The organism is Acidovorax sp. FG27, assembly GCF_040365715.1.
Lineage (GTDB): Bacteria > Pseudomonadota > Gammaproteobacteria > Burkholderiales > Burkholderiaceae_C > Paracidovorax.
This window is the reverse complement of the sequence record NZ_BAABVY010000009.1, coordinates 591916-617822: the sequence shown is the minus strand read 5'-3', so window position 1 is coordinate 617822 and position 25907 is coordinate 591916. Positions and strand designations below refer to the sequence as shown.

Here is a 25907-nt window from a genome sequence, read left to right as displayed (position 1 = left end):
TGGATTTCGTGCCTGCCGGCTTCGAGCGGGCAAAAAAAAGCCGCTGTGTTCACAGCGGCTTTTTGCATTTGGTGCCCAGGAGAGGACTCGAACCTCCACGATGTTACTCGCTAGTACCTGAAACTAGTGCGTCTACCAATTCCGCCACCTGGGCATTTCAGGAAAGATCGAATTATAGAACAGTTTTTTGCCTGTTCAAGCAAATCGATGAAGCCACGGCTGCATCGCGTCTGTGACGTTGCGCGGCCGGTGGCCGGAGCCGATCAGACCACCCGCCCGGGCCGCTTCGGAAAATAAAAAAGCCGCTTCGTACAAAGCGGCTTTTCTTTTCGAAACCCTGACGGGTTCTCGTTAAACTTGGTGCCCAGGAGAGGACTCGAACCTCCACGATGTTACTCGCTAGTACCTGAAACTAGTGCGTCTACCAATTCCGCCACCTGGGCTTTCAGGAAAGACTTAGATTGTATATCAAAAAATTGAACCCCGGTACCAATTCGTCGTCGGGAACGGAAGAAATTGAAGGCAGTGTGCAGGGGCACCGGGACGGTCACGGCTTCGTACTGCGTGACGACGGCGAAGGAGACATCTACCTGCCGCCCAACGAGATGCGGGCAGTGCTTCACAAGGACCGCGTGCGGGTGCGGATCGTGCGCCAGGACCGGCGCGGCCGTCCCGAGGGGCGCGTGGTGGAGATCATCGAGCGGCCCGCGCAGCCGCTGATCGGCCGGCTGCTGCAGGAAAGCGGGGTCTGGCTGGTGGCCCCCGAAGACAAGCGCTATGGCCAGGACGTGCTGATTCCGAAGGGCGCGACCGGCTCGGCCAAGCCAGGCCAGGTCGTGGTGGTCGAGCTGACGGAGCCGCCCGCGCTGTTCGGCCAGCCCGTGGGCCGCATCAAGGAGGTGTTGGGCGAGGTCGACGACCCGGGCATGGAGATCGAGATCGCCGTGCGCAAGTACGGCGTGCCGCACGAGTTTTCGGAGGCCTGCCTCGCGCAGGCCAAGGCCCTGCCCGACAAGGTGCGTGCGCAGGACAAGCGCAACCGCGTCGACCTGACCGACGTTCCACTCGTCACCATCGACGGCGAGGACGCACGCGATTTCGACGATGCCGTCTACTGCGAGCCCGCCAAGGTGGGGCGCGCCAAGGGCTGGCGCCTGCTGGTGGCCATCGCCGACGTGAGCCATTACGTGGAAACGGGCAGCGACATCGACATCGATGCCTACGACCGCGCCACGAGCGTGTATTTCCCGCGCCGCGTCATCCCCATGCTGCCGGAAAAGCTGTCCAACGGGCTGTGTTCGCTCAACCCCGAGGTGGAGCGTCTGTGCATGGTGTGCGACATGCTCGTCACCGCCAAGGGCGAGGTCCACGCCTACCAGTTCTACCCGGCCGTGATGTTCAGCCACGCCCGCTTCACGTACACCGAGGTCGCCGCCATCCTGGCCAACACCCGGGGCCCGGAAGCCACCAGGCGCAAGGCGCGCGTTCAGGATCTGCTGCATCTGCACGACGTGTATCGCGCCCTGCTGGCGGCGCGGCAGGTTCGCGGCGCGGTGGATTTCGAGACGACGGAGACGCAGATCATCTGCGACGACAACGGACGGATCGAGAAGATCGTTCCGCGCACGCGCAACGAGGCCCACCGCCTGATCGAGGAGGCCATGCTGGCGGCCAACGTCTGCAGCGCCGATTTCATCGCCCAGGGCAGGCAGCCAGGCCTGTTTCGCGTGCACGAGGGCCCCACGCCGGAAAAGCAGGAGATCCTGCGCAACTACCTGAAGGCGATGGGCGTCGGCATGACCATCGGGGACGATCCCAAGCCCTCGGAATTTCAGGCCATCGCTACGGCGACGAAAGACCGGCCCGACGCGCAGCAAATCCACACCATGCTGCTGCGTTCGATGCAGCAGGCCATCTACACGCCCGTGAACAGCGGCCATTTCGGCTTGGCGTTCGAGGCGTACACCCACTTCACCAGCCCCATCCGGCGCTACCCGGACCTGCTGGTCCACCGGGTCATCAAGGCGATCCTGGGGAACACGAAGTACCGGCTCCCGGCGCTGCCGACACCGGGCGAAGCCCATGCCAAGCTCGCCAAGCGGCTGGCTGCCCGGGTAGCCGCGCCCACGAACAAGCCGCGTAAGGAGGCGCCGCCGCCCTCCAAGGAAGTCCAGGCCTGGGAGGCCGCCGGCCTGCATTGCAGCGCCAACGAGCGGCGCGCCGACGAAGCCAGCCGCGACGTGGAAGCCTGGCTCAAGTGCAAGTACATGCGCGAGCATCTGGGCGAGGAGTATTCCGGCGTGGTCAGCTCCGCGACCAGCTTCGGCATCTTCGTCACGCTCGACGCCATGTACGTGGAAGGCCTGGTGCACATTACCGAGCTGGGGGGCGAGTACTTCAAGTTCGACGAGGCGCGCCAGGAACTGCGCGGCGAGCGCACCGGCATCCGCTATGCCATCGGCACCCGCGTGAACGTGCAGGTCAGCCGGGTGGACCTCGACGGCCGCAAGATCGACTTCCGCCTGGTGAAGGACGGCGAGGCCTACGCGCCCGTGAAGTCCCAGCGCGAGCGCGGCGGTGAGGCGCCCCGGTCGCCCCGTGATGACGTGGCGCTGGACGATGCGCCTGCCTCGGGCCGCGGTGGCCGTGGCTCGCGCTCCCGCGGTGCAGCGGCCAAGGACCGGTCGGCGCGCGGGGGTGCTGCCTCCGCCAAGGCGCCGGCGAAGAAGCCCGCGGGCAAGAGCGCGCCCAAATCGCGGCGCTCCCGTCGCTGAGCGGCAGGCGAGTCCGGCCCGGTTGCCGAGCCGGGAGGCCAGAACACCACAGTCCCAGGCCCATGCGCGCCGGGCTGCGGTGCAGATAGCGGTCCGATCCGGCGGCCATGCCGCGCGCGGCCGCACTACTTGGAAGGTGAATCGTGACGATGAAGAACAAGGTGGCGATCGTGACCGGGGCGGGCACCGGTATCGGGCGGGCGGCCTCGCTGGCTCTCTTGCGGGACGGCTGGACGGTGGTGCTGAGCGGGCGCCGGCCGCAGCCGTTGCAGGATGTGGCCGAGGAGTCGGGGGCCGGGCCCCGCGTGCTGGCCGTTCCCTGCGACGTGTCCGATCCGCAGTCGGTCCGTGCGCTGTTTGATCGCGCCGTCGATGCGTTCGGCCGGGTCGATCTTCTGTTCAACAACGCGGGCGTGGGTGCGCCGGCCGTGCCCATCGACGAGCTGCCGATCGAGCAGTGGAAGCAGGTGGTGGACATCAACCTGAGCGGCATGTTCTACGGCATCCAGAACGCCTTCCGTGTGATGAAGGCGCAGTCGCCGCGAGGCGGCCGCATCATCAACAACGGCTCCATCTCCGCCCACACGCCAAGGCCGAATTCGATTGCCTACACGGCCACCAAGCATGCCGTGCTGGGCTTGACCAAGACGGCATCACTCGACGGGCGCCACCACGACATCGCCGTGGGCCAGATCGATGTGGGCAATGCCGGGACCGAGCTCGCCCAGCGCATGACCCAGGGGGTGATGCAGGCCCACGGGCAGGTCGCCCCCGAGCCGCTGATGGACGTCGACATCGTGGGGCAGTCCGTGCTCTACATGGCCAACCTGCCGCTCGAAGCCAATGTCATGTTCCACACCGTCATGGCGACCAAGATGCCGTTCGCCGGTCGTGGCTAGCGGGGCGCTGCCCGCACGCAGCGCCCGGGCTGCCTGGGCGCCACGCTGGCGTGGCCTGGCGGGGACGATGGGGCTGGTGGTGGCCGCGCTGTGGCCATCTGGGGCGCTGCCCCAGGCGCTGACCGCAGCGGAGATGGCGCCCCGTGTGCTGGCCTGCACCGCATGCCATGGCAAGGAGGGGCGCGCCACGCCGGAAGGCTACTTTCCGCGCATCGCCGGCAAGCCTGCCGGGTATCTCTACAACCAGCTGCAGAACTTTCGGGACGGACGCCGGAACTATGCGCCCATGGCGCATCTGCTCCGGCACATGAGCGATGCGTATCTCTGGGAGATGGCGCGTTATTTCGCCGCGCTCGATGTGCCCTATCCGCCAGCGGCGCCGGCCAAGGCACCGGAATCCACCCTGCGGCGTGGGGCCCGGCTCGCGCTGCAGGGCGACCCTGCGCTCGGCCTGCCGGCCTGTGCCCAGTGCCATGGCCCGGCCCTGGCGGGTGGTGGCGACTACGTGCCCGGCCTGCTGGGCCTGCCTCGCGACTACATCAACGGGCAGATCGGGGCCTGGAAGGCAGGCCAGCGCCGCGCGCACGCGCCCGACTGCATGGCGCGCGTCGCCGATGCGCTCACGCCGGACGACATCGGCGCGGTCTCCGCGTGGCTGGCCGCGCAGTCCTTGCCGCCGCCGTCTGCGAGCCCGCTGCCCACCCTGCCGCCGCCATGGCCCTGCGGTGGTCTCGGTGCCACGCCCCACGGGGGCCGGACGCCATGAGCCGGGCTCGGGTGGGTCGATGGTTCGCGGCGGTCCTGGCGGTGGGCCTGCTGGTGGGCTTGGCGGTCGGTTCGGTGCTATGGCGGGCCGTGGGGCAGCACGTGGCCGAACCGGCCCCGGCGTCGCAGTCCGTCCTGCCGGCCCAGGGTGCGGATGTCATTCGGCGCGGCGAATATCTGGCGCGCCTGGGCCACTGTATGGGTTGCCACACGGCGCAGGGCGGGGCGGCATTCGCCGGCGGACATGGCATCGAGACACCCTTCGGCACGATCTACGGCCCCAATCTCACGCCGGACGCGAAGACGGGAATAGGGCGCTGGTCCGCCGACGACTTCTGGAACGCCCTGCACCACGGCATATCCCGCGATGGCCGGCTGCTGTATCCGGCGTTTCCGTACCCCAGCTACACCCACGTCACCCGCCAGGATGCCGACGCCATCTTCGGCTACCTCCGTTCGCTGCCGGCGGTAGAGCAGGCGAGCCGCCCGCATGCATTGCGGTTCCCGTTCAACACCCAGGCGGCGGTGGCTGCCTGGCGGGCCTTGTATTTCCGGCCCGGTGCGTGGGTTCCCGACCAGGACCGGCCACCGGAATGGAACCGGGGCGCTTACCTGGTGCAGGGCCTGGGACACTGCGCCGCCTGCCACGCCCCGCGCAACGCCTGGGGCGCCACCGTCGATGCGGCCGCCCTGCGCGGCGGAATGATGCCGGTGCAGAACTGGCTGGCTCCCTCGCTGGCGGCGCCGCACGAAGCAGGCGTGGCTGACTGGCCGCTGGAAGAGATCGTGGCGCTCCTGCAGACCGGGCAATCCCCGCGGGCGACCGTGTCCGGCCCCATGGCCGACGTCGTCTTCGGCAGCACGCAGTACCTGCACGCGGAGGACGCCCGGGCCATGGCGGTCTACCTGCAGTCCCTGCCGCAGCAGAACCGCGCCGAGGCGCCGAAGGCCGCCGTGCCGGGCGCCGCCGTCATGGAGCGGGGCGCGGCGGTGTACGCGGCACACTGCGCGCAGTGCCACGGCGCGTCGGGGCAAGGGCAGCCCGCGCAGTTCTCCGCGCTGGCCGCCAACCGCGCGGTGAACCTCGGCAATCCCACCAACCTGGTGCGCATGGTGTTGCAAGGAGGCTACGCCCCGGCGACACCCGGAAACCCCTGGCCCTACGGCATGCCGCCGTTCCAGCAGGTGCTGGGCGACGAAGACATCGCCGCCGTGCTGACCTACGTCCGCAATGCCTGGGGCAACCGGGCGCCGCCGCTGGACAGCCTCGATGTCCAGCGCGTGCGGGAGCGCCGCGCCCCGGGTTAAGCTCGGGGCGGCACCGCTCTGCCGGTCCCGCGTCGAAACTCTGAAAGTCTCTCCTTCCATGCCCCTTCCTGCCGTAGAGCCCGCTGCCAGCGCCACTCCAGAGGTCGCCGACCTTTGGGTCGTCTGCCTCTGCGCTGCATGGTGCGGCGTGTGCCGGGATTACCAGGCGCTGTTCGACGACGTGGCCGCGGCCCATCCCCGCGCCCGTTTCGTGTGGTTGGATGTCGAGGACGAATCGGACCTGGCTGGGGACATCGACGTGGACACATTCCCGACGGTGCTCCTGGCAGCCGGGGGGCATGCGCGTTTTCTCGGCCCCCTGTTGCCGCAGGCGGGGGTGCTCAGGCGGATGGTGGAGAATCTGGAGGATCAGGCGGCGCTGCCTGCCGCGCACGAGGCCCAGGCATTGCTCGCCCGCGTTGCTGCGCGGCACGGCTGAAAGGGGCGCGACAGGCGCCGCGTGCCGCTTCGCTGGCAAATCAGTGCGTTAGCGGCTACAATAAGATTCTCACGACCAACCGGGCGGGTACTCACCGCCCTTTTTTTTTGGGCGTTTATTTTCCAGCTCGAAGCTGCCGGGAATGATTCGGGCGGTTGTCGGGTTTTTTGTATTTCCGGACACTGAACAGAAGCACACGTGGCATTGCAAGAGATCGTCGAACAAACCGTCAGCGGGCTGGGCTATGACCTGGTGGAAATCGAGCGCTCCGCTGGGGGGCTGCTGCGCATCACCATCGATCACCCCTGGACCCCCCCGGTTTCGCCCGGCGATGGTGGTGCCGGTGCGGCCGCAGGCCCGCTGCCCGAGCAGTTCGTGACAGTGGAAGACTGCGAGAAGGTCACCCGCCAGCTGCAGTTCGCGCTCGAAGTGGACGGCGTTGAATACAAGCGCCTGGAAGTCTCGTCACCCGGCATCGACCGTCCGCTGCGCCACGAACAGGATTTCGTGCGATTCGCCGGCGAGGTGATCGATCTGACGCTCAAGGCCCCGCTGGGCGCGGCCGCCGAAGGCCAGGTGAATGCCAATCGCAAGAAATTTCGCGGCACGCTGGAGCGGGCTGATTCGGGTGGCTGGCAGATCGTCTGGAGCGAGGAGCCGCCACCCAAGCCCGGCCAGCGCGTGAGCAAGAAGCGCGTGCCCGCCCCGCTGCAGGCCCTGGGCTTCACGCTGGATGAGCTGAAGGACGCCCGGCTCGCGCCGCTGGTGGACTTCAAGGGCCGTGGAGCCAAGGCGGGCCAGGCCGGCGCCTGAACCCCAAGAACAATATCGGGCCGCTGCCGGCGCATCGGTCCTCGGGTGATTGAAATAGGAGAGTCGTCGCATGAATCGCGAACTGTTGATGTTGGTCGAAGCCATTTCGCGCGAAAAGAACGTGGAGCGCGATGTGGTGTTTGGTGCCGTGGAGTTGGCGCTGGCCCAGGCTACGAAGAAGCTGTACCCCGGCGAGGTGGACATCCGCGTGTCGATCGATCGTGACAGCGGCAATTACGAGACTTTCCGTCGCTGGCTGGTGGTGCCCGACGATGCGGGCCTGCAGAATCCGGAAGCCGAAGAGCTGCTGATGGACGCGCGCGACCGCATTGCCGACGTCGAGGTCGGCGAGCACATCGAGGAAGGCGTCGAGTCGGTGCCCATCGGCCGTATCGGCGCCATGGCGGCAAAGCAGGTGATCCTGCAGAAGATCCGCGACGCCGAGCGCGAAATGCTGCTCAACGACTTCATGTCGCGTGGCGAGAAGATCTTCACCGGCACGGTCAAGCGCATGGACAAGGGCGACATCATCGTAGAGTCCGGCCGCGTGGAAGGGCGCCTGCGCCGCTCGGAGATGATCCCGAAGGAAAACCTGCGCAATGGCGACCGCGTGCGCGCCATGATCATGGAAGTGGACCTGACGCTGCGCGGCGCGCCGATCATCCTGTCGCGTTCCGCGCCGGAATTCATGATGGAGCTGTTCCGCAACGAAGTGCCCGAGATCGAGCAGGGCCTGCTCGAGATCAAGAGCTGCGCCCGCGACGCCGGCAGCCGCGCCAAGATCGCCGTGCTCTCGCACGACCGCCGCGTGGACCCCATCGGCACCTGCGTGGGCGTGCGGGGAACGCGCGTCAATGCCGTCACCAACGAGCTGGCCGGCGAGCGCGTGGACATCGTGCTGTGGTCGGAAGACCCCGCGCAGTTCGTCATCGGCGCGCTGGCGCCTGCCAACGTCTCGTCCATCGTGGTGGACGAGGAAAAGCACGCGATGGACGTGGTGGTGGACGAGGAGAACCTCGCCATCGCCATCGGCCGTGGCGGCCAGAACGTGCGCCTGGCTTCCGACCTCACTGGCTGGAAGATCAACATCATGGACGCGGCCGAATCCGCCCAGAAGCAGGCCACCGAGACCGACACCTCGCGCCGCCTGTTCATGGAAAAGCTCGATGTGGACGAGGAAATCGCCGACATCCTGATCGCCGAAGGTTTCTCCAGCCTGGAAGAAGTGGCCTACGTGCCCATCCAGGAAATGCTGGAGATCGAGAGCTTCGACGAAGACACGGTCAACGAGCTGCGCGCTCGCGCCAAGGACGCCCTGCTGACGATGGAAATCGCCCGCGAGGAAAGCGTCGAGGGCGTGTCGCAGAACCTGCGTGACCTGGAAGGCCTGACGCCTGAACTGATCGCCAAGCTGGCCGAAGGGGGCGTCCACAGCCGTGACGACCTGGCCGATCTGGCCATTGATGAACTGACTGATTTGACCGGACAGTCGCCGGAAGATGCCAAAGCCTTGATCCTGAAGGCTCGTGAACATTGGTTCGCAGGGCAACCAGAGTAAGGGTAGGGAGGTACGAATCCAATATGTCCAGTAATACCGTTGCAGAGTTCGCGAACGAACTCAAGAAGTCTCCCGAGACCTTGCTCGACCAGCTCAAGTCCGCTGGCGTGGCCAAGTCCAACGCGAGCGATGCCTTGTCCGAATCCGACAAGCAGAAGCTGCTGTCCTTCCTGCAGGCCAGCCACGGCACCGTGGCCACCGATCGCCGCAAGATCACGCTGACGAAGAAGTCGACCAGCGAGATCAAGCAGGCCGACGCCACCGGCAAGGCCCGGACCATTCAGGTGGAAGTGCGCAAGAAGCGCACCTTCATCAAGCGCGAGGACGAGGCCGAGACCGTGCCGGAAGGCGAAGACGCGGCTGAGAGCCCGAGCGCCGCCGATCTGGAGCTGGTCCGCCGCGAGGAAGAAGCCCGTGGCCAGGCCGAACTGATCCGCCGCCAGGAGGAAGAGCTGAACGAGAAGCGCCGCGAGCGGGAGAGCCGCGAGCAGCGCGAACGTGAAGCCGAAGAGCGTGCGGCCGCCTACGCGGCGCAGGAAGCCGAGAAGGCCGCCCAGGCATCGGCCCAACGCCAGGAAGTCGTGCGTGGCCAGGCGGCCGAAGCCGCCGCCCGCACCGCCGCGCAGGCGGAGGCACGTGCCAAGGCCGAGGCCGAGTCCGCCGCGCGCGTCGCGGAGGAAACGGCGCGCGCCGCCGACCTGGACGAGCGCCGCCGCAAGGCCCTCGCCGAGGCCGAGGCCATCCGCGCCATGATGGCCGCTCCCAAGAAGGTGCTGGTCGCCAAGAAGCCCGAAGAGCCCAAGCCGGCTCCCAAGGCACCCGGCGCCGCCGATGCCAAGAAGGGCACGCTGCACAAGCCGGCCGCGACGCCGGGCGCGGCGCGTCCGGGCGCGCCCGCCGCACCGGGCGGTGCCGGCAAGGAAGTCAAGTCCGCCAAGCTCTCGTCGAGCTGGGCTGGCGATCCGGCCAAGAAGAAGGAAATCAAGACCCGTGGCGACAGCAGCGGGGGCGTGGGGCGCAACAACTGGCGCACCGGCCCGCGTGGCCGCCGCGGCAACGACCGGGGCGACGATCACCACCACCAGCCGCAGGCGCAGGTGGAGGCGCGCGTCATCGAAGTGCACGTGCCGGAAACCATCACGGTGGCCGAGCTGGCGCACAAGATGTCGATCAAGGCGTCCGAGGTCATCAAGTCGCTGATGAAGATGGGCCAGATGGTCACCATCAACCAGCCGCTGGACCAGGACACGGCCATGATCGTGGTCGAAGAAATGGGCCACAAGGCCGTGGTGGCGGCGCTGGACGATCCGGAAGCCTTCACCGACGAGGACGTGTCCGGCCAGCAGGCCGAACTGCTGCCGCGCGCTCCGGTGGTCACCGTCATGGGCCACGTGGACCACGGCAAGACCTCGCTGCTGGACTACATCCGCCGCGCCAAGGTGGCGGCGGGCGAAGCCGGCGGCATCACGCAGCATATCGGCGCCTACCACGTCGAGACCGAGCGCGGCATGGTGTCGTTCCTCGACACCCCCGGCCACGAGGCCTTCACGGCCATGCGGGCCCGCGGTGCGCAGGCGACCGACATCGTCATCCTGGTGGTGGCGGCGGACGACGGCGTCATGCCCCAGACGAAGGAAGCCATCAAGCACGCCAAGGCGGCCGGCGTTCCGATCGTCGTGGCCATCACCAAGTCCGACAAGCCCGATGCGAACTTCGAGCGCGTGAAGCAGGAGCTGGTGGTCGAGGAGGTCGTGCCCGAAGAGTACGGCGGCGAGTCGCCCTTCGTGCCGGTGTCGTCCAAGACGGGCGCGGGCATCGACGAGCTGCTCGAGCAGGTGCTGCTGCAGGCCGAAGTGCTGGAGCTGAAGGCGCCCGTAGAGTCGCTGGCCAAGGGCCTGGTGATCGAAGCGCAGCTGGACAAGGGCCGCGGCCCGGTGGCCACGGTGCTGGTGCAGTCCGGCACGTTGAAGGTCGGCGACATCGTGCTGGCCGGCCAGACCTATGGCCGCGTGCGCGCCATGCTGGACGAGAACGGCCGCGTCGCCAAGACGGCGGGCCCGTCGATCCCGGTGGAGATCCAGGGTCTGACCGAGGTGCCCCAGGCAGGCGACGACTTCCAGGTGCTGGGCGACGAGCGCCGTGCCCGCGAAGTCGCGACCTACCGCGCCGGCAAGTTCCGCAACACCAAGCTGGCCAAGCAGCAAGCTGCCAAGCTGGAGAACATGTTCGCCGACATGACTGCGGGCGAGGTGAAGTACCTGCCCATCATCGTCAAGGCCGACGTGCAGGGTTCGCAGGAAGCGCTGTCGCAGTCGCTGCTCAAGCTCTCGACCGACGAGATCAAGGTCCAGCTGGTGTATGCCGGCGTGGGCGGCATCAGCGAATCGGACGTCAACCTGGCGATCGCCTCCAAGGCCATCGTGATCGGCTTCAACGTGCGCGCCGATGCCGGTGCGCGCAAGCTGGCCGAGAACAACGGCGTCGATCTGCACTACTACAGCATCATCTACGACGCCGTGGACGAGCTGAAGGTGGCGATGTCCGGCATGCTGGCACCCGAGCAGCGCGAAGAGGTCATCGGCACGGCCGAGATCCGCACCGTGTTCGTGGCGACGAAGATCGGCACCATCGCCGGCTCGTACATCACGTCGGGCATGGTCCACCGCAATGCACGCTTCCGCCTGCTGCGCGACAACGTCGTGGTCTACACGGGCGAAGTGGACTCGGTCAAGCGCCTGAAGGACGACGTCAAGGAAGTCAAGGAAGGCTTCGAGTGCGGTATCAAGTTGAAGAACTACAACGACATCAAGGAAGGTGATCAGCTGGAGTTCTTCGACATCAAGGAAATCGCGCGGACGCTGTAAACCATGGCTGGCAAGAAATCCTCCACGCCCAACCGCGGCTTCAAGGTCGCGGACCAGATCCAGCGCGATCTGACCGAGCTGATCCGCGAGTTGAAAGACCCGCGCATCGGCATGGTGACCCTGCAGGCCGTGGAGGTCACGCCCGACTACGCGCACGCGAAGGTGTTCTTCAGCGTGCTCGTGGGCGACCAGCAGGCGACGCAGGATGCGCTGAACCAGGCCGCAGGCTTTTTGCGCAACGGGCTTTTCAAGCGCCTGCACATCCACACCGTGCCCACGCTGCACTTCATGTTCGACCGCACCACCGAGCGTGCCGCCGACATGAACGCGCTGATTGCGCGCGCCGTGGCGTCCCGCTCCAAAGACGACGAGGACGCATGACCGCACGCGCTCCCCGCATCCGGGTGCAGCGGCGCCCGGTGCACGGAGTGCTGCTGCTCGACAAGCCGCTGGGCTTTTCCAGCAATGACGCCTTGCAGAAGGTGAAATGGCTGCTGCGCGCCGAAAAGGCGGGCCACACCGGCACGCTCGATCCGCTCGCCAGCGGCGTGCTGCCGCTGTGCTTCGGCGCGGCGACCAAGTTCAGCCAGTTGCAACTGGACGCGCCCAAGACCTATGAAGCCGTCGCGCTGCTGGGCGTGACCACGTCCACCGGCGACGCCGAGGGCGAGGTGCTGGAGCGCCGCGAGGTCAATCCCGCGCAACTGAGCGACGAGCGGCTGGCCGAGGTGCAGCGTCAGTTCACCGGTCCGATCCGGCAGGTGCCGCCGATGCACAGCGCGCTCAAGAAGGACGGCCGTGCGCTCTACGAATACGCCCGGGAGGGCATCGAGGTGGAGCGGCCCGCGCGGGACGTCACCATTCATGCATTGCAACTGGCTCTGGCGCCCGTGGATCAAGCGCAGTACGCTATCAAAATGATAGTAAACTGCAGCAAGGGCACCTACATTCGCACGCTGGGCGAGGACATCGGCCGGGCGCTGGGCTGCGGTGCGCACCTGACGTTCCTGCGCCGCACCGACACGGGCGGGCTGGGGCTGGACCGCTGCGTCACCCTGGCCGCGCTGGAGGCGATGGCGGAAGACGACCGGCTGGCGTGCGTGCACCCGGTCGAGACGCTGCTGCCGCAGCACGAGCGTGTCACGCTCGACGGCGAGAATGCGGGCCGATTCCTGTCGGGCGTGCGTCGGCGGGGGGCCTGGCCCGACGCGCCCGCCGTGGCCGTGTTCGGCAACGCGCCGCGCGCCCTGCTGGGCGTGGGGCACATCACCGCAGGCGAGCTGGTGCCGGACCGGCTCCTGAGCCCGCTCGAAATTCAACAGATCATCGAAATCGGAAACACACCGCGGACTACGGAGCGCGGCACATTGGAAGCACTATGAGCAAACAAATTCGCAACATCGCCATCATCGCGCACGTCGACCACGGCAAAACCACCATGGTCGACCAGCTGCTGCGCCAGTCCGGCACCTTCGCCGACCACGAAAAGGTCGTCGACACGGTGATGGACAACAACGCGATCGAAAAGGAACGCGGCATCACCATCCTGGCCAAGAACTGCGCCGTGAGCTGGGAAGGCACGCACATCAACATCGTCGACACCCCGGGCCACGCGGACTTCGGCGGCGAAGTCGAACGTGCCCTGTCGATGGTGGACAGCGTGGTGCTGCTGATCGACGCGCAGGAAGGCCCCATGCCCCAGACGCGCTTCGTGACCAAGAAGGCCCTGGCCCTGGGCCTGCGCCCGATCCTGGTGGTGAACAAGGTCGACAAGCCCGGTGCCAACCCCGACAAGGTGGTGAACGCCGCGTTCGACCTGTTCGACAAGCTGGGCGCGACCGACGAGCAGCTCGACTTCCCCGTGGTGTATGCCTCCGGCATCAACGGCTGGTCGTCGCTGGAAGAAGGCGCTCCGGGCGAGCAGTGGGGCCCCGACATGTCGGCCCTGTTCAACACCATCCTGAAGCACGTCCCCCCGAACTCGGGTGACGCATCGGCTCCGCTGCAGCTGCAGATCTCGGCGCTCGACTTCTCCACCTTCGTGGGCCGCATCGGCGTGGGCCGCATCAGCCAGGGCACCATCAAGCCCGGCCAGGACGTGCTGGTCATGGAAGGCCCCGACGGCAAGAGCGTCAAGGGCCGCGTGAACCAGGTGCTGACCTTCCAGGGCCTGGACCGCATGCAGACCCCGCTGGCCGGCCCCGGCGACATCGTGCTGATCAACGGCATCGAGGACATCGGCATCGGCGTGACCGTGACCGACCCGGCCAACCCCGCGCCGCTGCCCATGCTGAAGGTGGACGAGCCCACGCTGACGATGAACTTCTGCGTCAACACCTCGCCGCTGGCCGGCCGTGAAGGCAAGTTCGTCACCAGCCGCCAGATCTGGGACCGCCTGCAGAAGGAACTGCAGCACAACGTGGCCCTGCGCGTGAAGGAAACCGACGAGGAAGGCATCTTCGAAGTGATGGGCCGGGGCGAACTGCACCTGACCATCCTGCTGGAGAACATGCGCCGCGAAGGCTACGAGCTGGCCGTGTCCAAGCCCCGCGTGGTGTTCAAGGACATCGACGGCGTCAAGCACGAGCCGATCGAGCTGGTGACGGCCGACATCGAGGAAGGCCACCAGGGCGGCGTGATGCAGGCCCTGGGCGAGCGCAAGGGCGAGCTTGTCAACATGGAATCGGACGGCCGTGGCCGCGTGCGCCTGGAATACCGCATCCCGGCGCGGGGCCTGATCGGCTTCACCAACGAATTCCTGAACCTGACGCGTGGCTCCGGCCTCATCAGCAACATCTTCGACAGCTACGAGCCGCACAAGGGCGACATCGGCGGCCGCAAGAACGGCGTGCTGATCTCCATGGACGACGGTGAAATCTTCACCTATGCCCTGGGCAAGCTGGACGACCGCGGCCGCATGTTCGTGAAGGCGAACGATCCGGTGTACGAAGGCATGATCGTCGGCATCCACAGCCGCGACAACGACCTGATCGTGAACGCCACGCGCACCAAGCAGCTGACCAACTTCCGCGTCTCGGGCAAGGAAGACGCGATCAAGATCACGCCCCCGATCGACCTCACGCTGGAATACGGCGTCGAGTTCATCGAGGACGACGAACTGGTCGAGATCACGCCCAAGAGCGTGCGCCTGCGCAAGCGCTTCCTGACGGAAAACGAGCGCAAGCGCGCAGCCCGCTCCTGATCGGGGGCCGCCAGCACGCAGGTGCTGCGGCCGGCCGGATCGAGGCCCGGAATTTTTTTGGAAAGGGTGCGTCCGCTGCGGTGGACGCACCCTTTTTGCCTGGGGCCGGCGGAGAATGCGGCCCCCGGACACCGGTTCGTGGAATTTTTTTTTACAACCAACTGCGCCGGCCCTCGTCAGGGCGGCCCGCGCTGGAGTCGTCGCATGGCAGGCAGGGCAGCGGGTTCGTGGGGTGCGCTCACCCACGGCAGGGCGGTGTGGCTGATGGTGGCGATCACGCTGATGTGGTCGATCGCCGGCGTGGTCACGCGCTACCTGGAGGCAGCGCGCAGCTTCGAGGTGACCTTCTGGCGCAGTTTCTTCACGGTGGTGGCGCTCCTCGCCATCCTGCCGGCGCTGCAGGGCCGCGCCGTGTTCGCCTCCATGCGCCGGGGCGGCCGGGCGCTGTGGGTGTCCGGCCTGTGCTGGAGCGTGATGTTCACCGCCTTCATGGTGGCCATCTTGCTGATGCCGGTGGCCAACGTGCTGGTGACGATGGCGGTCGGCCCGCTGCTCACGGCCGTCTTCGCCTGGCTCTTCATCGGCCACCGCATCGCGCCGCGCACCTGGGCGGCCATCGGCGTGGCGGGGCTGGGCATCGGCTGGATGTACGGCGCCCAGGTCGCCGGCCTGCCGCTGCTGGGCACGTTGGTGGCCCTGTGCGTGCCGGTGGCCGCCGCCGTCAACTGGACGGTGGTGCAGCATTCGCAGCGGCACGGCCACGCGGTCGACCTGGCGCCGGCGGTGCTGGTGGGGGCCGTCATCTCGGCGCTGGCGACCCTGCCGGTGGCTTTGCCGTTCCAGGCCTCTGCCCATGACCTGATGCTGCTGGCCCTGCTGGGCGTGGTGCAGCTGGCGGTTCCGTGCGTGCTGGTGGTGCGCTGCGGGCAGGTGCTGAAGGCGCCGGAGATCGCCCTCTTGGGTTTGCTGGAGGTGATCTTCGGTATCGTGCTGGCATGGCTGGGCGCGGGCGAGCGGCCCACGGCCGCCGTGCTGACGGGTGGCGCGCTGGTGATCGGCGCGCTGGTGTGCAATGAACTGTGGGGTTGGAAAGAAGAACGATGAGCGACAAGACGGAGACGACGACGAACACGAACACGAATACGGGCACCGGCACGGCGGCAGCCGCCGCGGCGCCTGAGGTGCTGACCGAGGTGCGGGGCCAGGTGGGCTTCATCACGCTGAACCGGCCGAAGGCGCTCAATGCGCTGTCGCTGGGCATGGTGCGCGAACTCATGCGCACGCTGCTGGCGTGGCGGCAGGACCCGCAGGTGCTGGCCGTGGCGATCCGCGGCAGCAACAAGGAAGGGGCTTTCGGCGCCTTCTGCGCGGGGGGCGACATCCGCTTTCTGCACCGTGCCGGCACCGAAGGCAACCCGCAGTTGGAAGACTTCTTCACGGAAGAGTACGCGCTCAACCACCTCATCCACCACTACGGCAAGCCCTACATCGCGTTCATGGACGGCATCGTCATGGGCGGGGGCATGGGCATCAGCCAGGGGGCGAGCCTGCGCATCGTGACCGAGCGCACCAGGATGGCCATGCCCGAGACGGCGATCGGCCTCTTTCCCGACGTGGGCGGCGGCTACTTCCTGTCGCGCTGCCCCGGCCACGTAGGCGAGTGGCTGGCGCTCACCGGCAACACCATCGGCGCGGCCGATGCCGTGGCCGCCAAGCTGGCCGACGGCAGCATGGCATCGGCCGACCAGGCCGCCGTGTGGGAGGCGCTGGGCACGCAGTCCTTCGGCGATGGCGCGGCCGTGCAGCAATGGGTTGAATCAAAATTGATAGCAACAAGCCCAGGTGGGATAAGCGCGCGAAGCCAAATCGACCATTATTTCGGCCTGCCCGACGTGCCCGCGATCATGGCGGCGCTCGAGGCTGCGGCGGACGACGACTGGTGCCGGTCGACCGCCGCCACGCTGCGCCAGCGCTCGCCGCTGATGCTGTTCGTGGTGCTGGAGCAGATCCGCCGCGCCCGCGCCATGAACCTGGCCGACGACCTGCGCATGGAGCGGGACATGGTGCGCCACTGCTTCCATCTGCGCCCCGGGCAGAGCGAAACGCTGGAAGGCATTCGCGCTCTGGCCGTGGACAAGGACCACGCGCCGCGCTGGAACCCGGCGCGCATCGAAGACGTTTCCGCCGCTACGGCGCGCGCCTTTTTCGACAGCCCCTGGCCCGCGCACGCCCATCCGCTGGCGACCCTGGCTGGCTGAAGCCGGGCCGACGGCTTGCGGCGGCCTGGGCCTGGCCGGCTGTCGTGAAAGACTTCAGCCGGGCAGGGGCGCCAGCTATCTGTTCCCTACTTGCTGGTATACGGCGGTCGCGACCGCCAGCAGGGCAGGGCGTGGCAATGCGCCGCTCAGCGCATAGCCGAAGCCCTGGTCCACCCAATAAAAGCTGGCCACGGCGCCGTCCTGATGGAACTGGAAGGCCGTTTCCCCTGCTTGCCCGGCCTTGGCGCTGCCCGGCGTGGTCGAGGCGGCGTCCAGCGCACCCAGGTAGAACGTGATGCGCTGGCCGGTCGGGTCCTGGTACATGAACTGCGCACGGGCACCGTCGCCGCCCGGCAGCAGGCGCCCGCCCACCAGCTCGAAGCCCTGGGCCGACAGCACCGGCACGGCGAGCGGCCGGCCCAGCCGCCGGGACAGCCACTGCACCAGATGGTCCTGCTGCGCCGCGCCGACTTCGACCGGGTGGCGCTGCTCGGGCTGGAAGACCGCGTGGGCCACGGCCGCCTGCTGCACGAAGGCGGCAGGCGCAGCCGCACTGGGCGCATTGCCCATGCCGCCGGCCCCAATGCGCTCGCTCTCGCCGTGCCATCCCCAGCCCAGGCCGAACGCCAGCAGCCAGCCGGCCGCGATGCCGCCCCAGCGGCTCCAGTCGCCCTGCCGGTCATGCCGCCGCTGCAATTGCTCGGCGGCCTGGCGCAGCCCGGGCGCCGGCTCTGCGGGCTGCAGCGCCCCGTGCAGCGCGCGCAGGCCGTCGCGGTGCTGCTGCCATGCAGCCACGTCGGCCAGCGTGTCCGCGTCCAGGCCGTCCCGCACGCGCTGGACCTGCGCGGGGGAGCACTGGCCGTCGACGAGCGCATGCAGGCGCGCATCGCCGTGCGGATCGGTCGCAGGGTCGGCGGGAGGGCGCTGCATGGGCGGTCGCTCGCTCATCATTTCAGCCGCCGCAGCGCGGGTGGCGCATCGGCCGGCGTCCGGGCCGCATCGGCGGGCACGGGCGCAACGCCGCCAGGCCGCTGATCGGCGCTTTCCATCCATTCACGCATGCGCGAACGGGCCCGCGACAGGCGCGACATCACGGTGCCGACGGGCACGCCCAGCACGCGGGCGACCTCGGTGTACGGCAAGTCTTCCAGGGTGACCAGCAGCAGCACGGCGCGCTGGTCGGGCGGCAGGCGCTGCAGGCAGCGCTCCAAGTCCAACGCAGTGTCGTGGCTGAGCCCGGTGGCGGCCGGAAGCTCGGCGGCGGCGTCCTGCCCGTCGAGCAGGTGCAGGGGCGGGGCGCCCCGGCGCTGGTTCAGGTAGAGGTTGTGCATGAGCGTGAAGAGCCATGCCCGCAGATCGGTGCCCGCGCGCCACAGCAGCCACTTGCGGCAGGCCCGCTCCAGCGTGTCCTGCACCAGGTCGTCCGCGGCCCAGCGGTCCCCTGTCAGCATGCGCGCATAGCGGCGCAGGCCGGGCAGATGGTCCTGCACCTGGGCGCGGTTCATGCCGGGGCGATGGGTCGGGGCGGTATGCCGGGCTCAGGGCGTGGCGGTGCGCCAGACCTTGTTCACCCCGTCGCCGGTCTTGTCGCCGGGCTTGGTGTCCTTGGCCCAGTAGTAGAGCGGCTTGCCCTTGTAGGCGATCTGGCGGCTGCCGTCATCGCGCTGCACCACCGAGTAATCGGGGGCCGCCGGGGCGGTGGCGCCCGCCATCAACGGCGGCCAGTTGGTGGCGCACTGGCCGTTGCAGACCGACTTGCCGCTGCCGGCCGTGTCCCGGTCGAAGGTGTAGAGCGTCATGCCATTGGCGCCCACCAGCACGCCGTTCTGCACGCTGGCAGGCGCCATGGGCTGGGTGGCGGCGCAGCCGGCGGTGAAGGCGAGCACGGCCAGGGCGGGGGCCAGAAAGGTGAGCTGCTTGATCGTCATCGGAATCTCCTGTCGGTGCCGGCCGTGCCGGGTGCGGATTGCACCCGTCTCCAAGGCGGCCTGCGAAGGGATGAACACCGCCAGCGCGTGGTTTATTCCACGGCACCCTGAAAAAAAGCGCTAGCCCCGCGTCAGCGGTGGTGCACCTTCATCGCGCGCTCCACCTCGCGCTTGCCTTCGCGTTCCTTGATGGTGTCGCGCTTGTCGTGCTCGGCCTTGCCCTTGGCCAGGGCGATTTCGCACTTCACGCGGCCGTCCTTCCAGTGCAGGTTGAGCGGCACCAGCGTGTAGCCGCGCTGATCGACCTTGTTCACCAGCTTCTCGATCTGCTCCTTGTGCAGCAGCAGCTTCTTGGTGCGGGCAGCCTCGGGGTTGACGTGGGTCGAGGCCGTCTTGAGCGGGTTGATCTGGCAGCCGATCAGGAACAATTCGCCGCCCCGGGCCAGCACGTAGCCATCGGTCAACTGCACCTTGCCTTCGCGCAGGGCCTTGACCTCCCAGCCCTGCAGCACGAGGCCCGCCTCCAGGCGCTCTTCGAAGAAGTAGTTGTAGGCCGCCTTCTTGTTGTCGGCGATGCGGGACGATGTTTCGGGTTTCTTGGCCATGGCTTTCAGATGCGGCGCAAATCGGGAGTTCAAAGGCCTCCCTACAATTGTTGTCGTCTCGCTCGCAGGATTTTAGGCCAGGCACGTCTGGAAGCCGTCCCACCTGAAGGCCCCTCGCACGTCCCTATCATTTCCCCTATGAAAACCGTCAACAAGTCCGTCCTGATCTGGTATAGCCCCGAAGAAATGTTCGCGCTGGTGACGGATGTGGCGAAGTACCCCGAATTCCTGCCGTGGTGCGACCGGGCTGCGGTGCTGGAGACGGCGGGCGACACCATGACGGCCGAGGTCGGCATCGCGCTGGGTGCCATCCGCAAGTCGTTCGTCACGCGCAACACGCACGTGCCGGGCCGCAGCGTGCAGATGCAGCTGGTGAAGGGCCCCTTTTCGCAGCTGGAGGGGCTCTGGCAGTTCCACGCCGTGGGCGACGGCACGCAGCGCGCCTGCCGGGTGGAATTGCAGCTGCAATACGGGTTCGACAGCGCGGCATTGGCCGCGCTGGTGGGGCCGGTGTTCGACCGCATCGCCAGCACCATGGTCGATGCGTTCATTAAGCGGGCCGAGCAGGTCTATGGCTGAGCCGGCCGGAACGCCGTCCCCGATCCAGGTGGCGGTGGTGGCTTCCATTGCACCGGGCGAAGTCAGGGAGTGGTCGTTGCGGCTGCCCGCGGGCGCCTGCGTGTCCGATGCGCTGAAGGCCTGCGGCCTGGACCCTGACCACGCGCAATGTTCCAGCAGCGTGTGGGGCCGGGCCGCGCCGCCAGGGCAGGCATTGCGCGACCAGGACCGCGTCGAATGGTGCCGGGCCCTGCTGGTCGATCCAAAGGTGGCGCGCCGCCAGCGCTTCGCGCGGCAGGGTGCGCGCACGGCCGGGCTCTTCGCCGACCGCCGACCGGGAGCCAAGGCGGGGTATTGAGCGGCCGGGCCATCGGCCTGGGTGCAGGCAGGCTCGGGCGGGACGGCGATGGCCCGGTGGTTCCAGTGTGCTGCCTGACTGGCTGAACGCTGCCGTCGTCAGCGCGCCGCAGCCGGGCCGCAGTCCGATGCGATCACCGAATCGGCGCGCTGCGTCTCTGCCGCCCGCGTGGCGTCGTCCATGAAGCCGCGTTCGCCCTGGGCGTTGGTGTGCGAGAGCAACTGGCCCGAATTCAGGGTGGCCTTGGCTTGCCGTGCCCGCGCGCAGTTGTCGGCACGTGCCTTGGCCACGCGTTCGGCTTCGGCCTTCTTCCTGGCCGCTTCAGCCGCCTCGGCCTCGGCTTTCTTCTTTTCCAGCGCCTCGTCCTTGCCGGCGGGGCGGGGCGCTGGTGCCGCCGCCTGGCCGGAGGGCGCCCCGGCGGGTTGCGACACCGCCGCGCCGCCGTCCTGCGCGGCGGCAGCCGCTGGTGCGGCCGGAGCGGGCGTTCGGGACGTGCCGCGTGGCTGCTGGAGGATGTTGGCCTGCGGCGTCTCTGCCGGCGGTGGGCGGTCGCTGAAGACCTTGCGTCCGTCCTTGTCCACCCACTGCCATTGCGCAGAAGCGCCCAGGGCCCATGTGCAGGCCACCGCCAACAGAACCAGCTTGTGCTTTGTCATGCGCCGCAGTTTATCTGCGCCGCCGCACGCGCACCAGCGCGGGCGGCCCTGCGCCGCGTTCCGCTGCGTGGGCACGGGTACAATCCGCCTTTTGGAGCTTTCTCATGCGCCTTCTTGGAAAAGCGCTCACCTTCGACGATGTGTTGCTGGTGCCAGCGTACTCCCAGGTCCTGCCCAAGGACACGTCCCTCGCGACGAAACTCTCCCGCAACATCCAACTGAATCTGCCGCTCGTGTCCGCCGCCATGGACACGGTGACCGAGGCGCGCCTGGCCATCGCCATCGCGCAGGAAGGCGGCATCGGCATCGTCCACAAGAACCTGACGGCGCAGGAGCAGGCAGCGCACGTGGCCAAGGTCAAGCGCTACGAGTCGGGCGTGGTTCGCGACCCGGTCGTCATCACCCCACAGCACACGGTGCTGCAGGTGCTGCAGCTCTCCGAGCAGCTGGGCATCTCGGGCTTTCCGGTGTGCGACGGCGGCAAGGTCGTGGGCCTGGTCACCGGGCGTGACCTGCGCTTCGAGACGCGCTACGACGTCAAGGTGCACGAGATCATGACGCCGCGCGAGAAGCTCGTCACGGTCAACGAGAAGGACGGCACCTCGCCCGAGCAGGCCAAGGCCTTGCTGAACAAGCACAAGCTCGAGCGGCTCCTGGTCGTCAACGACGCCTTCGAGCTCAAGGGCCTCATCACCGTCAAGGACATCACCAAGCAGACCAGCTTCCCCAACGCAGCGCGCGATGCCTCGGGCCGCCTGCGCGTGGGCGCGGCGGTCGGCGTGGGCGACGGCACCGAAGAGCGCGTGGAAGCGCTGGTCAAGGCCGGCGTCGACGCGATCGTGGTCGACACCGCCCACGGCCACAGCCACGGCGTGATCGAGCGCGTGCGCTGGGTCAAGAAGCACTATCCGCAAGTGGACGTGATCGGCGGCAACATCGCCACCGGCGCGGCCGCCCTGGCGCTGGTCGAGGCCGGCGCCGATGCGGTCAAGGTCGGCATCGGCCCGGGCTCCATCTGCACGACCCGCATCGTCGCGGGCGTCGGCGTGCCGCAGATCATGGCCATCGACAGCGTCGCCACGGCCCTGAAGGGCACCGGCGTGCCGCTGATCGCGGACGGCGGCATCCGTTACAGTGGCGACATCGCCAAGGCGCTGGCCGCCGGTGCCAGCACCATCATGATGGGCGGCATGTTCGCCGGCACCGAAGAGGCGCCGGGCGAAGTCATCCTGTTCCAGGGCCGCAGCTACAAGAGCTACCGCGGCATGGGCTCCATCGGTGCCATGCAGCAGGGCTCGGCCGACCGCTATTTCCAGGAATCGAGCACCGGCAACCCCAATGCCGACAAGCTGGTGCCCGAAGGCATCGAAGGCCGTGTGCCGTACAAGGGCTCGATGGTCTCCATCGTCTTCCAGATGGCGGGCGGCGTGCGCGCGGCCATGGGCTACTGCGGCTGCGCCACGATCCAGGACATGAACGACAAGGCCGAGTTCGTCGAGATCACCACCGCCGGCATCCGCGAGAGCCACGTCCACGACGTGCAGATCACCAAGGAAGCCCCCAACTACCGCGCCGACTGATCCATCGGCATCCGCAGGCCCGAACCCACGCAAAAGCGGTGTTCGGGCCTTTGTCTTTTCCGTCCCCCGTCGCCTGACCGCCCCGCCATGCAACACCAGAAAATCCTCATCCTCGACTTCGGCTCGCAAGTCACCCAGCTCATCGCCCGCCGCGTGCGCGAGGCCCACGTCTACAGCGAGGTCCACCCGTGCGACGTGACCGACGAGTGGATCCGCGAATACGCCAAGGACGGCTCGCTCAAGGGCGTGATCCTGTCCGGTAGCCACGCCAGCGTGTACGAGGAAACGACCGACAAGGCGCCGCAAGCGGTGTTCGAGCTGGGTGTGCCGGTGCTGGGCATTTGCTACGGCATGCAGACCATGGCGCACCAGCTGGGCGGCAAGGTGGAAGGCCACCACAAGCGCGAATTCGGTTTTGCCGCCGTGCGCGCGCATGGCCACACCGAATTGCTGAAAGACATCGCCGACTACACCACGGCCGAAGGCCACGGCATGCTGAACGTGTGGATGAGCCACGGCGACAAGGTCACCGAGCTGCCGCCGGGCTTCAAGCTCATGGCCAGCACCCCCAGCTGCCCCATCGCCGGCATGGCCGATGAGACGCGCCGCTTCTACGCCGTGCAGTTCCATCCGGAAGTCACGCACACCGTGCAGGGCAAGGCACTGCTCGACCGCTTCGTGCTGGGCATCTGCCAGGCCTCCCCGGATTGGGTCATGGGCGACTACATCGAGGAAGCGGTCCAGAAGATCCGCGAGCAGGTGGGCGACGAAGAAGTCATCCTGGGCCTGTCGGGCGGCGTGGACTCTTCCGTCGCCGCCGCGCTGATCCACCGCGCCATCGGCGACCAGCTGACCTGCGTCTTCGTGGACCACGGCCTGCTGCGCCTGAACGAGGGCGACATGGTCATGGAGATGTTCGAGGGCAAGCTGCACGCCAAGGTCATCCGCGTCGATGCCAGCGAACTCTTCCTGGGCAAGCTGGCCGGCGTGAGCGAGCCCGAGGCCAAGCGCAAGATCATCGGCGGCGAGTTCGTCACCGTGTTCAAGCAGGAGGCCGCCAAGCTCAAGGCCGCAGGCGATGGCGTCGGCAACGGTACTGACGGCCGACCGGCCGTCAAGGGCGCGACCTTCCTGGCACAGGGCACCATCTACCCCGACGTGATCGAGTCGGGCGGCGCCAAGAGCAAGAAGGCCGTCACCATCAAGAGCCACCACAACGTCGGTGGCCTGCCCGAGCAGCTGGGCCTGAAGCTGCTGGAGCCGCTGCGCGAGCTGTTCAAGGACGAAGTGCGCGAGCTGGGCGTGGCGCTGGGCCTGCCGCCCGCCATGGTCTACCGCCACCCGTTCCCGGGCCCCGGCCTGGGCGTTCGTATCCTGGGTGAAGTGAAGAAGGAATACGCCGACCTGCTGCGCGAGGCCGACCACATCTTCATCGAAGAGCTGCGCAACTTCATCGACCCCGCCACCGGCAAGAGCTGGTACGACCTCACCAGCCAGGCCTTCACCGTGTTCCTGCCCGTCAAGAGCGTCGGCGTGATGGGCGACGGCCGCACCTACGACTACGTGGTGGCCCTGCGCGCCGTGCAGACCAGCGACTTCATGACCGCCGACTGGGCGGAGCTGCCCTACGCGCTGCTCAAGAAGGTGTCCGGCCGCATCATCAACGAAGTGCGCGGCATCAACCGCGTGACCTACGACGTCAGCAGCAAGCCGCCAGCCACGATCGAGTGGGAGTGACCTGGCCGCCGACCCGCGGGATCGGGTCGGCCGGTCACCAGCGCGCTGGCACCCAAGTGCCGGGTCAGCGCGGCAGCGCGACCCGCAGCACGTCGAACGGCAGCAGCGGCGGCGGTGCCTTCTGCTTGTCGGTCTGCCCGTTGACCACCCACAGGGCGGAGCCGGCCAGCGCCGCGGTGGTCGGGTACTTCAGGCGGGGGTCGTGCAGGCGCTGCAGCACGCGGGCGCTGTCCCAGTCGCGGGAGAGCGCCACGCGGTCCAGTTCGTGGGTCGCGTTGCGCACCACATAGAGATCGGTGGGGCCGGCCAGCACCAGGCCGTCACCGTGCTTCAGGTCGAAGCCTTCCATGCGCACCTGCGCGACCGCGCGCGTGGCCGTGTCGATGCGCCAGAGCTGGCCGGTGAACTGCTGCACCGACAGCAGCCAGCGCCCGTCGGGCGAGGCCACGATGCCGTTCAGGTTGATCTGGTTGGATTCGTAGCGGATCGGGGTGCCGCGCAAGTCCAGCCAGGGCTCCAGCCGGGCCGCCGGGCCCTGCCGGGTGTCGATGCGCCAGAGCGTCGGGCGGAAGGAGTCGGTCACGTAGAGGAACGGGCCGGCCAGTGCCAGATCGTTCAGGAAGGCGTGGCCGTCCTTCGGGCCTTCCACGACTTGCAGCGTGGCGGCCGTCTTCGGGTCGATGAGCGCCACCGCGTCGTTGGGGCCTGCGGCCACCCACAGGCGGCCCTGCGGGTCGATCTCCATGCCATAGGCCGCCTGGCGGCCGGGTGACCCGCCCGACTGGAACATCTCGGCCTTCGCGGCGCCCGGGGCCAGGCGGTAGATGTGCCCCTCGGTGCTGGAGCCCACGTAGGCCACGCCCGTCGTGGGGTCGATGGCGATGCCTTCGGGGAAGACGTTCGCGCCCTCGAACGTCACACGCCCCGTTACCATGCTCGGGCCCGCGGGCTCGATCAAGCCGCAGGCGATGCGCCCGCCCGAGTCGCCCGCCGGGTCGCTGGCGTAGTCGTCTTCCTTTTCGTGCACGACCAGCGTGCGGCCCAGCACGCCGGTCTGGCCTGGCTGCAGCGTCAACTGCGGGTTCGTGTGGCGCAGGCTGCCCCGGCCATCGGCGCCCACGTCGATGTTCGGCAACTCGCCCGCGTGCGCTTCATGCGCCGACTGGCCGGGCCGGCCGTGGTTGCGCGTCATGAACGGGTCGAAATGCCCGCCCGCCGCGCCGAACGGAACGATCTGGCCGGTGGCCGCGTCCGGCCCGGGAGCGCAGGCCCCGTGGGCATGGATGTGGAAGCCATGGCGGCCCGGCGCCATGTTCTGCACTTCGATGGCAATCTCCACGCCGGTACTCCCGGGCAGCTCTCGCAGCATGGCGCGGCCAGCGGGGCTGCCTGCCGGGTTCAGCAGGGCGACCTGGGCGGTCGCTCCTTCGGCGGCTGCCGCCGGGCCGGGCGGCACGGCACCTGCCGCAGGGGTCGGCGGCGTGCCCGCGCGCGGCATGTCGAAATTGCCGGTGGCGGCGCAGCCACTCAGCAACAGGGCCAGTGCCGCTGCGGCTGCCGCCGAGGGCATCTTCTGGGGCAGGGTGTGGGTCATGCGGAACCTCG

23 protein-coding genes and 2 tRNA genes are annotated in these 25907 nt (G+C 68.1%); 17 read left to right on the top strand and 8 right to left on the bottom strand.

Going from position 1 to position 25907, the window contains the following annotated elements; all coding sequences use genetic code 11:
* Positions 1-69: 69 nt before the first annotated feature.
* Positions 70-154: transfer RNA gene (locus ABWV53_RS09825), tRNA-Leu, on the bottom strand.
* 204 nt (positions 155-358) lie between these two features.
* Positions 359-443 (bottom strand) — tRNA-Leu (locus tag ABWV53_RS09820).
* An 18-nt stretch (positions 444-461) separates the two neighbouring features.
* Here ABWV53_RS09820 and rnr point away from each other — a divergent pair.
* From rnr to ABWV53_RS09755, 13 genes are all read left to right on the top strand, one after another.
* The gene (gene rnr, locus ABWV53_RS09815; RefSeq protein WP_353365345.1) at positions 462-2774 is read left to right on the top strand and encodes a ribonuclease R; all 2313 of its coding nucleotides are present in this window, start codon (positions 462-464) and stop codon (positions 2772-2774) included.
* Positions 2775-2923: 149 nt separating this feature from the next.
* On the top strand, positions 2924-3673 hold the full coding sequence (locus ABWV53_RS09810) for an SDR family oxidoreductase (protein ID WP_353366684.1): 750 nt from the start codon (positions 2924-2926) through the stop codon (positions 3671-3673).
* Positions 3666-4439, top strand: coding sequence for a c-type cytochrome (locus ABWV53_RS09805; RefSeq protein ID WP_502903859.1), 774 nt, complete (start codon positions 3666-3668; stop codon positions 4437-4439). The genes ABWV53_RS09810 and ABWV53_RS09805 overlap by 8 nt, the downstream gene beginning before the upstream one ends.
* Positions 4436-5746 carry a c-type cytochrome gene (locus ABWV53_RS09800; protein WP_353365343.1) on the top strand — a complete coding sequence of 437 codons (1311 nt, stop codon included), beginning with the start codon at positions 4436-4438 and terminating at the stop codon, positions 5744-5746. The genes ABWV53_RS09805 and ABWV53_RS09800 overlap by 4 nt, the downstream gene beginning before the upstream one ends.
* Before the next feature lie 58 nt (positions 5747-5804).
* Positions 5805-6185 carry a thioredoxin family protein gene (locus ABWV53_RS09795; RefSeq protein WP_353365341.1) on the top strand — a complete coding sequence of 127 codons (381 nt, stop codon included), beginning with the start codon at positions 5805-5807 and terminating at the stop codon, positions 6183-6185.
* 198 nt (positions 6186-6383) lie between these two features.
* On the top strand, positions 6384-6998 hold the full coding sequence (rimP, locus tag ABWV53_RS09790; RefSeq protein ID WP_353365339.1) for a ribosome maturation factor RimP: 615 nt from the start codon (positions 6384-6386) through the stop codon (positions 6996-6998).
* Positions 6999-7068: 70 nt separating this feature from the next.
* A complete protein-coding gene (gene nusA, locus ABWV53_RS09785; protein ID WP_353365337.1) occupies positions 7069-8556 on the top strand; it encodes a transcription termination factor NusA in 1488 nt (495 codons plus the stop codon).
* Between the two features lie 23 nt (positions 8557-8579).
* Positions 8580-11420: a translation initiation factor IF-2 gene (gene infB, locus ABWV53_RS09780; protein WP_353365335.1), complete on the top strand. Its 2841-nt coding sequence runs from the start codon at positions 8580-8582 to the stop codon at positions 11418-11420.
* Positions 11421-11423: 3 nt separating this feature from the next.
* Entirely contained in the window at positions 11424-11801 is a 378-nt protein-coding gene (rbfA, locus tag ABWV53_RS09775) for a 30S ribosome-binding factor RbfA (protein ID WP_353365333.1), read from the top strand.
* On the top strand, positions 11798-12802 hold the full coding sequence (gene truB / locus ABWV53_RS09770) for a tRNA pseudouridine(55) synthase TruB (RefSeq protein ID WP_353365331.1): 1005 nt from the start codon (positions 11798-11800) through the stop codon (positions 12800-12802). The genes rbfA and truB overlap by 4 nt, the downstream gene beginning before the upstream one ends.
* A complete protein-coding gene (typA, locus tag ABWV53_RS09765; RefSeq protein ID WP_353365328.1) occupies positions 12799-14622 on the top strand; it encodes a translational GTPase TypA in 1824 nt (607 codons plus the stop codon). Before truB ends, typA begins: the two co-directional genes overlap by 4 nt.
* Before the next feature lie 204 nt (positions 14623-14826).
* Positions 14827-15726 (top strand): DMT family transporter, encoded by a 900-nt coding sequence (locus ABWV53_RS09760; protein ID WP_353365326.1) that lies wholly within the window; start codon positions 14827-14829, stop codon positions 15724-15726.
* Entirely contained in the window at positions 15723-16880 is a 1158-nt protein-coding gene (locus ABWV53_RS09755) for an enoyl-CoA hydratase/isomerase family protein (protein WP_353365324.1), read from the top strand. The genes ABWV53_RS09760 and ABWV53_RS09755 overlap by 4 nt, the downstream gene beginning before the upstream one ends.
* 75 nt (positions 16881-16955) lie before the next feature.
* Here the strand turns inward: ABWV53_RS09755 and ABWV53_RS09750 are convergent, their stop codons facing one another.
* The 4 genes from ABWV53_RS09750 to smpB form a co-directional block, all read right to left on the bottom strand.
* The gene (locus ABWV53_RS09750) at positions 16956-17810 is read right to left on the bottom strand and encodes an anti-sigma factor family protein (RefSeq protein ID WP_353365322.1); all 855 of its coding nucleotides are present in this window, start codon (positions 17808-17810) and stop codon (positions 16956-16958) included.
* A gap of 17 nt (positions 17811-17827) precedes the next feature.
* Positions 17828-18385, bottom strand: coding sequence for an RNA polymerase sigma factor (locus tag ABWV53_RS09745; RefSeq protein WP_353365320.1), 558 nt, complete (start codon positions 18383-18385; stop codon positions 17828-17830).
* Between the two features lie 33 nt (positions 18386-18418).
* Positions 18419-18808, bottom strand: coding sequence for a COG4315 family predicted lipoprotein (locus tag ABWV53_RS09740; protein ID WP_502903858.1), 390 nt, complete (start codon positions 18806-18808; stop codon positions 18419-18421).
* A 131-nt stretch (positions 18809-18939) separates the two neighbouring features.
* Positions 18940-19413 carry an SsrA-binding protein SmpB gene (gene smpB, locus ABWV53_RS09735; RefSeq protein ID WP_353365318.1) on the bottom strand — a complete coding sequence of 158 codons (474 nt, stop codon included), beginning with the start codon at positions 19411-19413 and terminating at the stop codon, positions 18940-18942.
* A 138-nt stretch (positions 19414-19551) separates the two neighbouring features.
* Here smpB and ABWV53_RS09730 point away from each other — a divergent pair, with 138 nt between their 5' ends.
* Together ABWV53_RS09730 and ABWV53_RS09725 are read left to right on the top strand one after the other, a co-directional pair.
* Entirely contained in the window at positions 19552-19992 is a 441-nt protein-coding gene (locus tag ABWV53_RS09730; RefSeq protein ID WP_353365316.1) for a type II toxin-antitoxin system RatA family toxin, read from the top strand.
* Positions 19985-20329: an RnfH family protein gene (locus tag ABWV53_RS09725; RefSeq protein WP_353365314.1), complete on the top strand. Its 345-nt coding sequence runs from the start codon at positions 19985-19987 to the stop codon at positions 20327-20329. Before ABWV53_RS09730 ends, ABWV53_RS09725 begins: the two co-directional genes overlap by 8 nt.
* A gap of 98 nt (positions 20330-20427) precedes the next feature.
* Here the strand turns inward: ABWV53_RS09725 and ABWV53_RS09720 are convergent, their stop codons facing one another.
* Positions 20428-20985, bottom strand: coding sequence for a DUF4124 domain-containing protein (locus tag ABWV53_RS09720; RefSeq protein WP_353365312.1), 558 nt, complete (start codon positions 20983-20985; stop codon positions 20428-20430).
* A 104-nt stretch (positions 20986-21089) separates the two neighbouring features.
* On the opposite strand from ABWV53_RS09720, the gene guaB reads away from it, so the two are divergent.
* Positions 21090-22565, top strand: a complete 1476-nt coding sequence (gene guaB, locus ABWV53_RS09715) for an IMP dehydrogenase (protein WP_353365310.1) — start codon at positions 21090-21092, stop codon at positions 22563-22565.
* Between the two features lie 87 nt (positions 22566-22652).
* Positions 22653-24302 carry a glutamine-hydrolyzing GMP synthase gene (gene guaA, locus ABWV53_RS09710; RefSeq protein WP_353365308.1) on the top strand — a complete coding sequence of 550 codons (1650 nt, stop codon included), beginning with the start codon at positions 22653-22655 and terminating at the stop codon, positions 24300-24302.
* Positions 24303-24366: 64 nt separating this feature from the next.
* Here the strand turns inward: guaA and ABWV53_RS09705 are convergent, their stop codons facing one another.
* Positions 24367-25896, bottom strand: coding sequence for a superoxide dismutase family protein (locus ABWV53_RS09705; RefSeq protein ID WP_353365306.1), 1530 nt, complete (start codon positions 25894-25896; stop codon positions 24367-24369).
* Positions 25897-25907 lie beyond the last annotated feature (11 nt).

Excerpts from the sequence above, each read along its gene's own strand:
- ABWV53_RS09760 (WP_353365326.1), top strand. The coding sequence starts at position 14,827 with ATGGCAGGCAGGGCAGCGGGTTCGTGGGGTGCGCTCACCCACGGCAGG.
- ABWV53_RS09705 (WP_353365306.1), bottom strand. The coding sequence starts at position 25,896 with ATGACCCACACCCTGCCCCAGAAGATGCCCTCGGCGGCAGCCGCAGCG.
- ABWV53_RS09750 (WP_353365322.1), bottom strand. The coding sequence starts at position 17,810 with ATGCAGCGCCCTCCCGCCGACCCTGCGACCGATCCGCACGGCGATGCG.
- ABWV53_RS09755 (WP_353365324.1), top strand. The coding sequence starts at position 15,723 with ATGAGCGACAAGACGGAGACGACGACGAACACGAACACGAATACGGGC.
- guaA (WP_353365308.1), top strand. The coding sequence starts at position 22,653 with ATGCAACACCAGAAAATCCTCATCCTCGACTTCGGCTCGCAAGTCACC.
- ABWV53_RS09800 (WP_353365343.1), top strand. The coding sequence starts at position 4,436 with ATGAGCCGGGCTCGGGTGGGTCGATGGTTCGCGGCGGTCCTGGCGGTG.
- nusA (WP_353365337.1), top strand. The coding sequence starts at position 7,069 with ATGAATCGCGAACTGTTGATGTTGGTCGAAGCCATTTCGCGCGAAAAG.
- ABWV53_RS09810 (WP_353366684.1), top strand. The coding sequence starts at position 2,924 with ATGAAGAACAAGGTGGCGATCGTGACCGGGGCGGGCACCGGTATCGGG.
- ABWV53_RS09795 (WP_353365341.1), top strand. The coding sequence starts at position 5,805 with ATGCCCCTTCCTGCCGTAGAGCCCGCTGCCAGCGCCACTCCAGAGGTC.
- infB (WP_353365335.1), top strand. The coding sequence starts at position 8,580 with ATGTCCAGTAATACCGTTGCAGAGTTCGCGAACGAACTCAAGAAGTCT.
- smpB (WP_353365318.1), bottom strand. The coding sequence starts at position 19,413 with ATGGCCAAGAAACCCGAAACATCGTCCCGCATCGCCGACAACAAGAAG.
- typA (WP_353365328.1), top strand. The coding sequence starts at position 12,799 with ATGAGCAAACAAATTCGCAACATCGCCATCATCGCGCACGTCGACCAC.
- ABWV53_RS09720 (WP_353365312.1), bottom strand. The coding sequence starts at position 20,985 with ATGACAAAGCACAAGCTGGTTCTGTTGGCGGTGGCCTGCACATGGGCC.
- ABWV53_RS09730 (WP_353365316.1), top strand. The coding sequence starts at position 19,552 with ATGAAAACCGTCAACAAGTCCGTCCTGATCTGGTATAGCCCCGAAGAA.
- ABWV53_RS09745 (WP_353365320.1), bottom strand. The coding sequence starts at position 18,385 with ATGAACCGCGCCCAGGTGCAGGACCATCTGCCCGGCCTGCGCCGCTAT.
- guaB (WP_353365310.1), top strand. The coding sequence starts at position 21,090 with ATGCGCCTTCTTGGAAAAGCGCTCACCTTCGACGATGTGTTGCTGGTG.
- ABWV53_RS09725 (WP_353365314.1), top strand. The coding sequence starts at position 19,985 with ATGGCTGAGCCGGCCGGAACGCCGTCCCCGATCCAGGTGGCGGTGGTG.
- ABWV53_RS09740 (WP_502903858.1), bottom strand. The coding sequence starts at position 18,808 with ATGACGATCAAGCAGCTCACCTTTCTGGCCCCCGCCCTGGCCGTGCTC.
- truB (WP_353365331.1), top strand. The coding sequence starts at position 11,798 with ATGACCGCACGCGCTCCCCGCATCCGGGTGCAGCGGCGCCCGGTGCAC.
- rbfA (WP_353365333.1), top strand. The coding sequence starts at position 11,424 with ATGGCTGGCAAGAAATCCTCCACGCCCAACCGCGGCTTCAAGGTCGCG.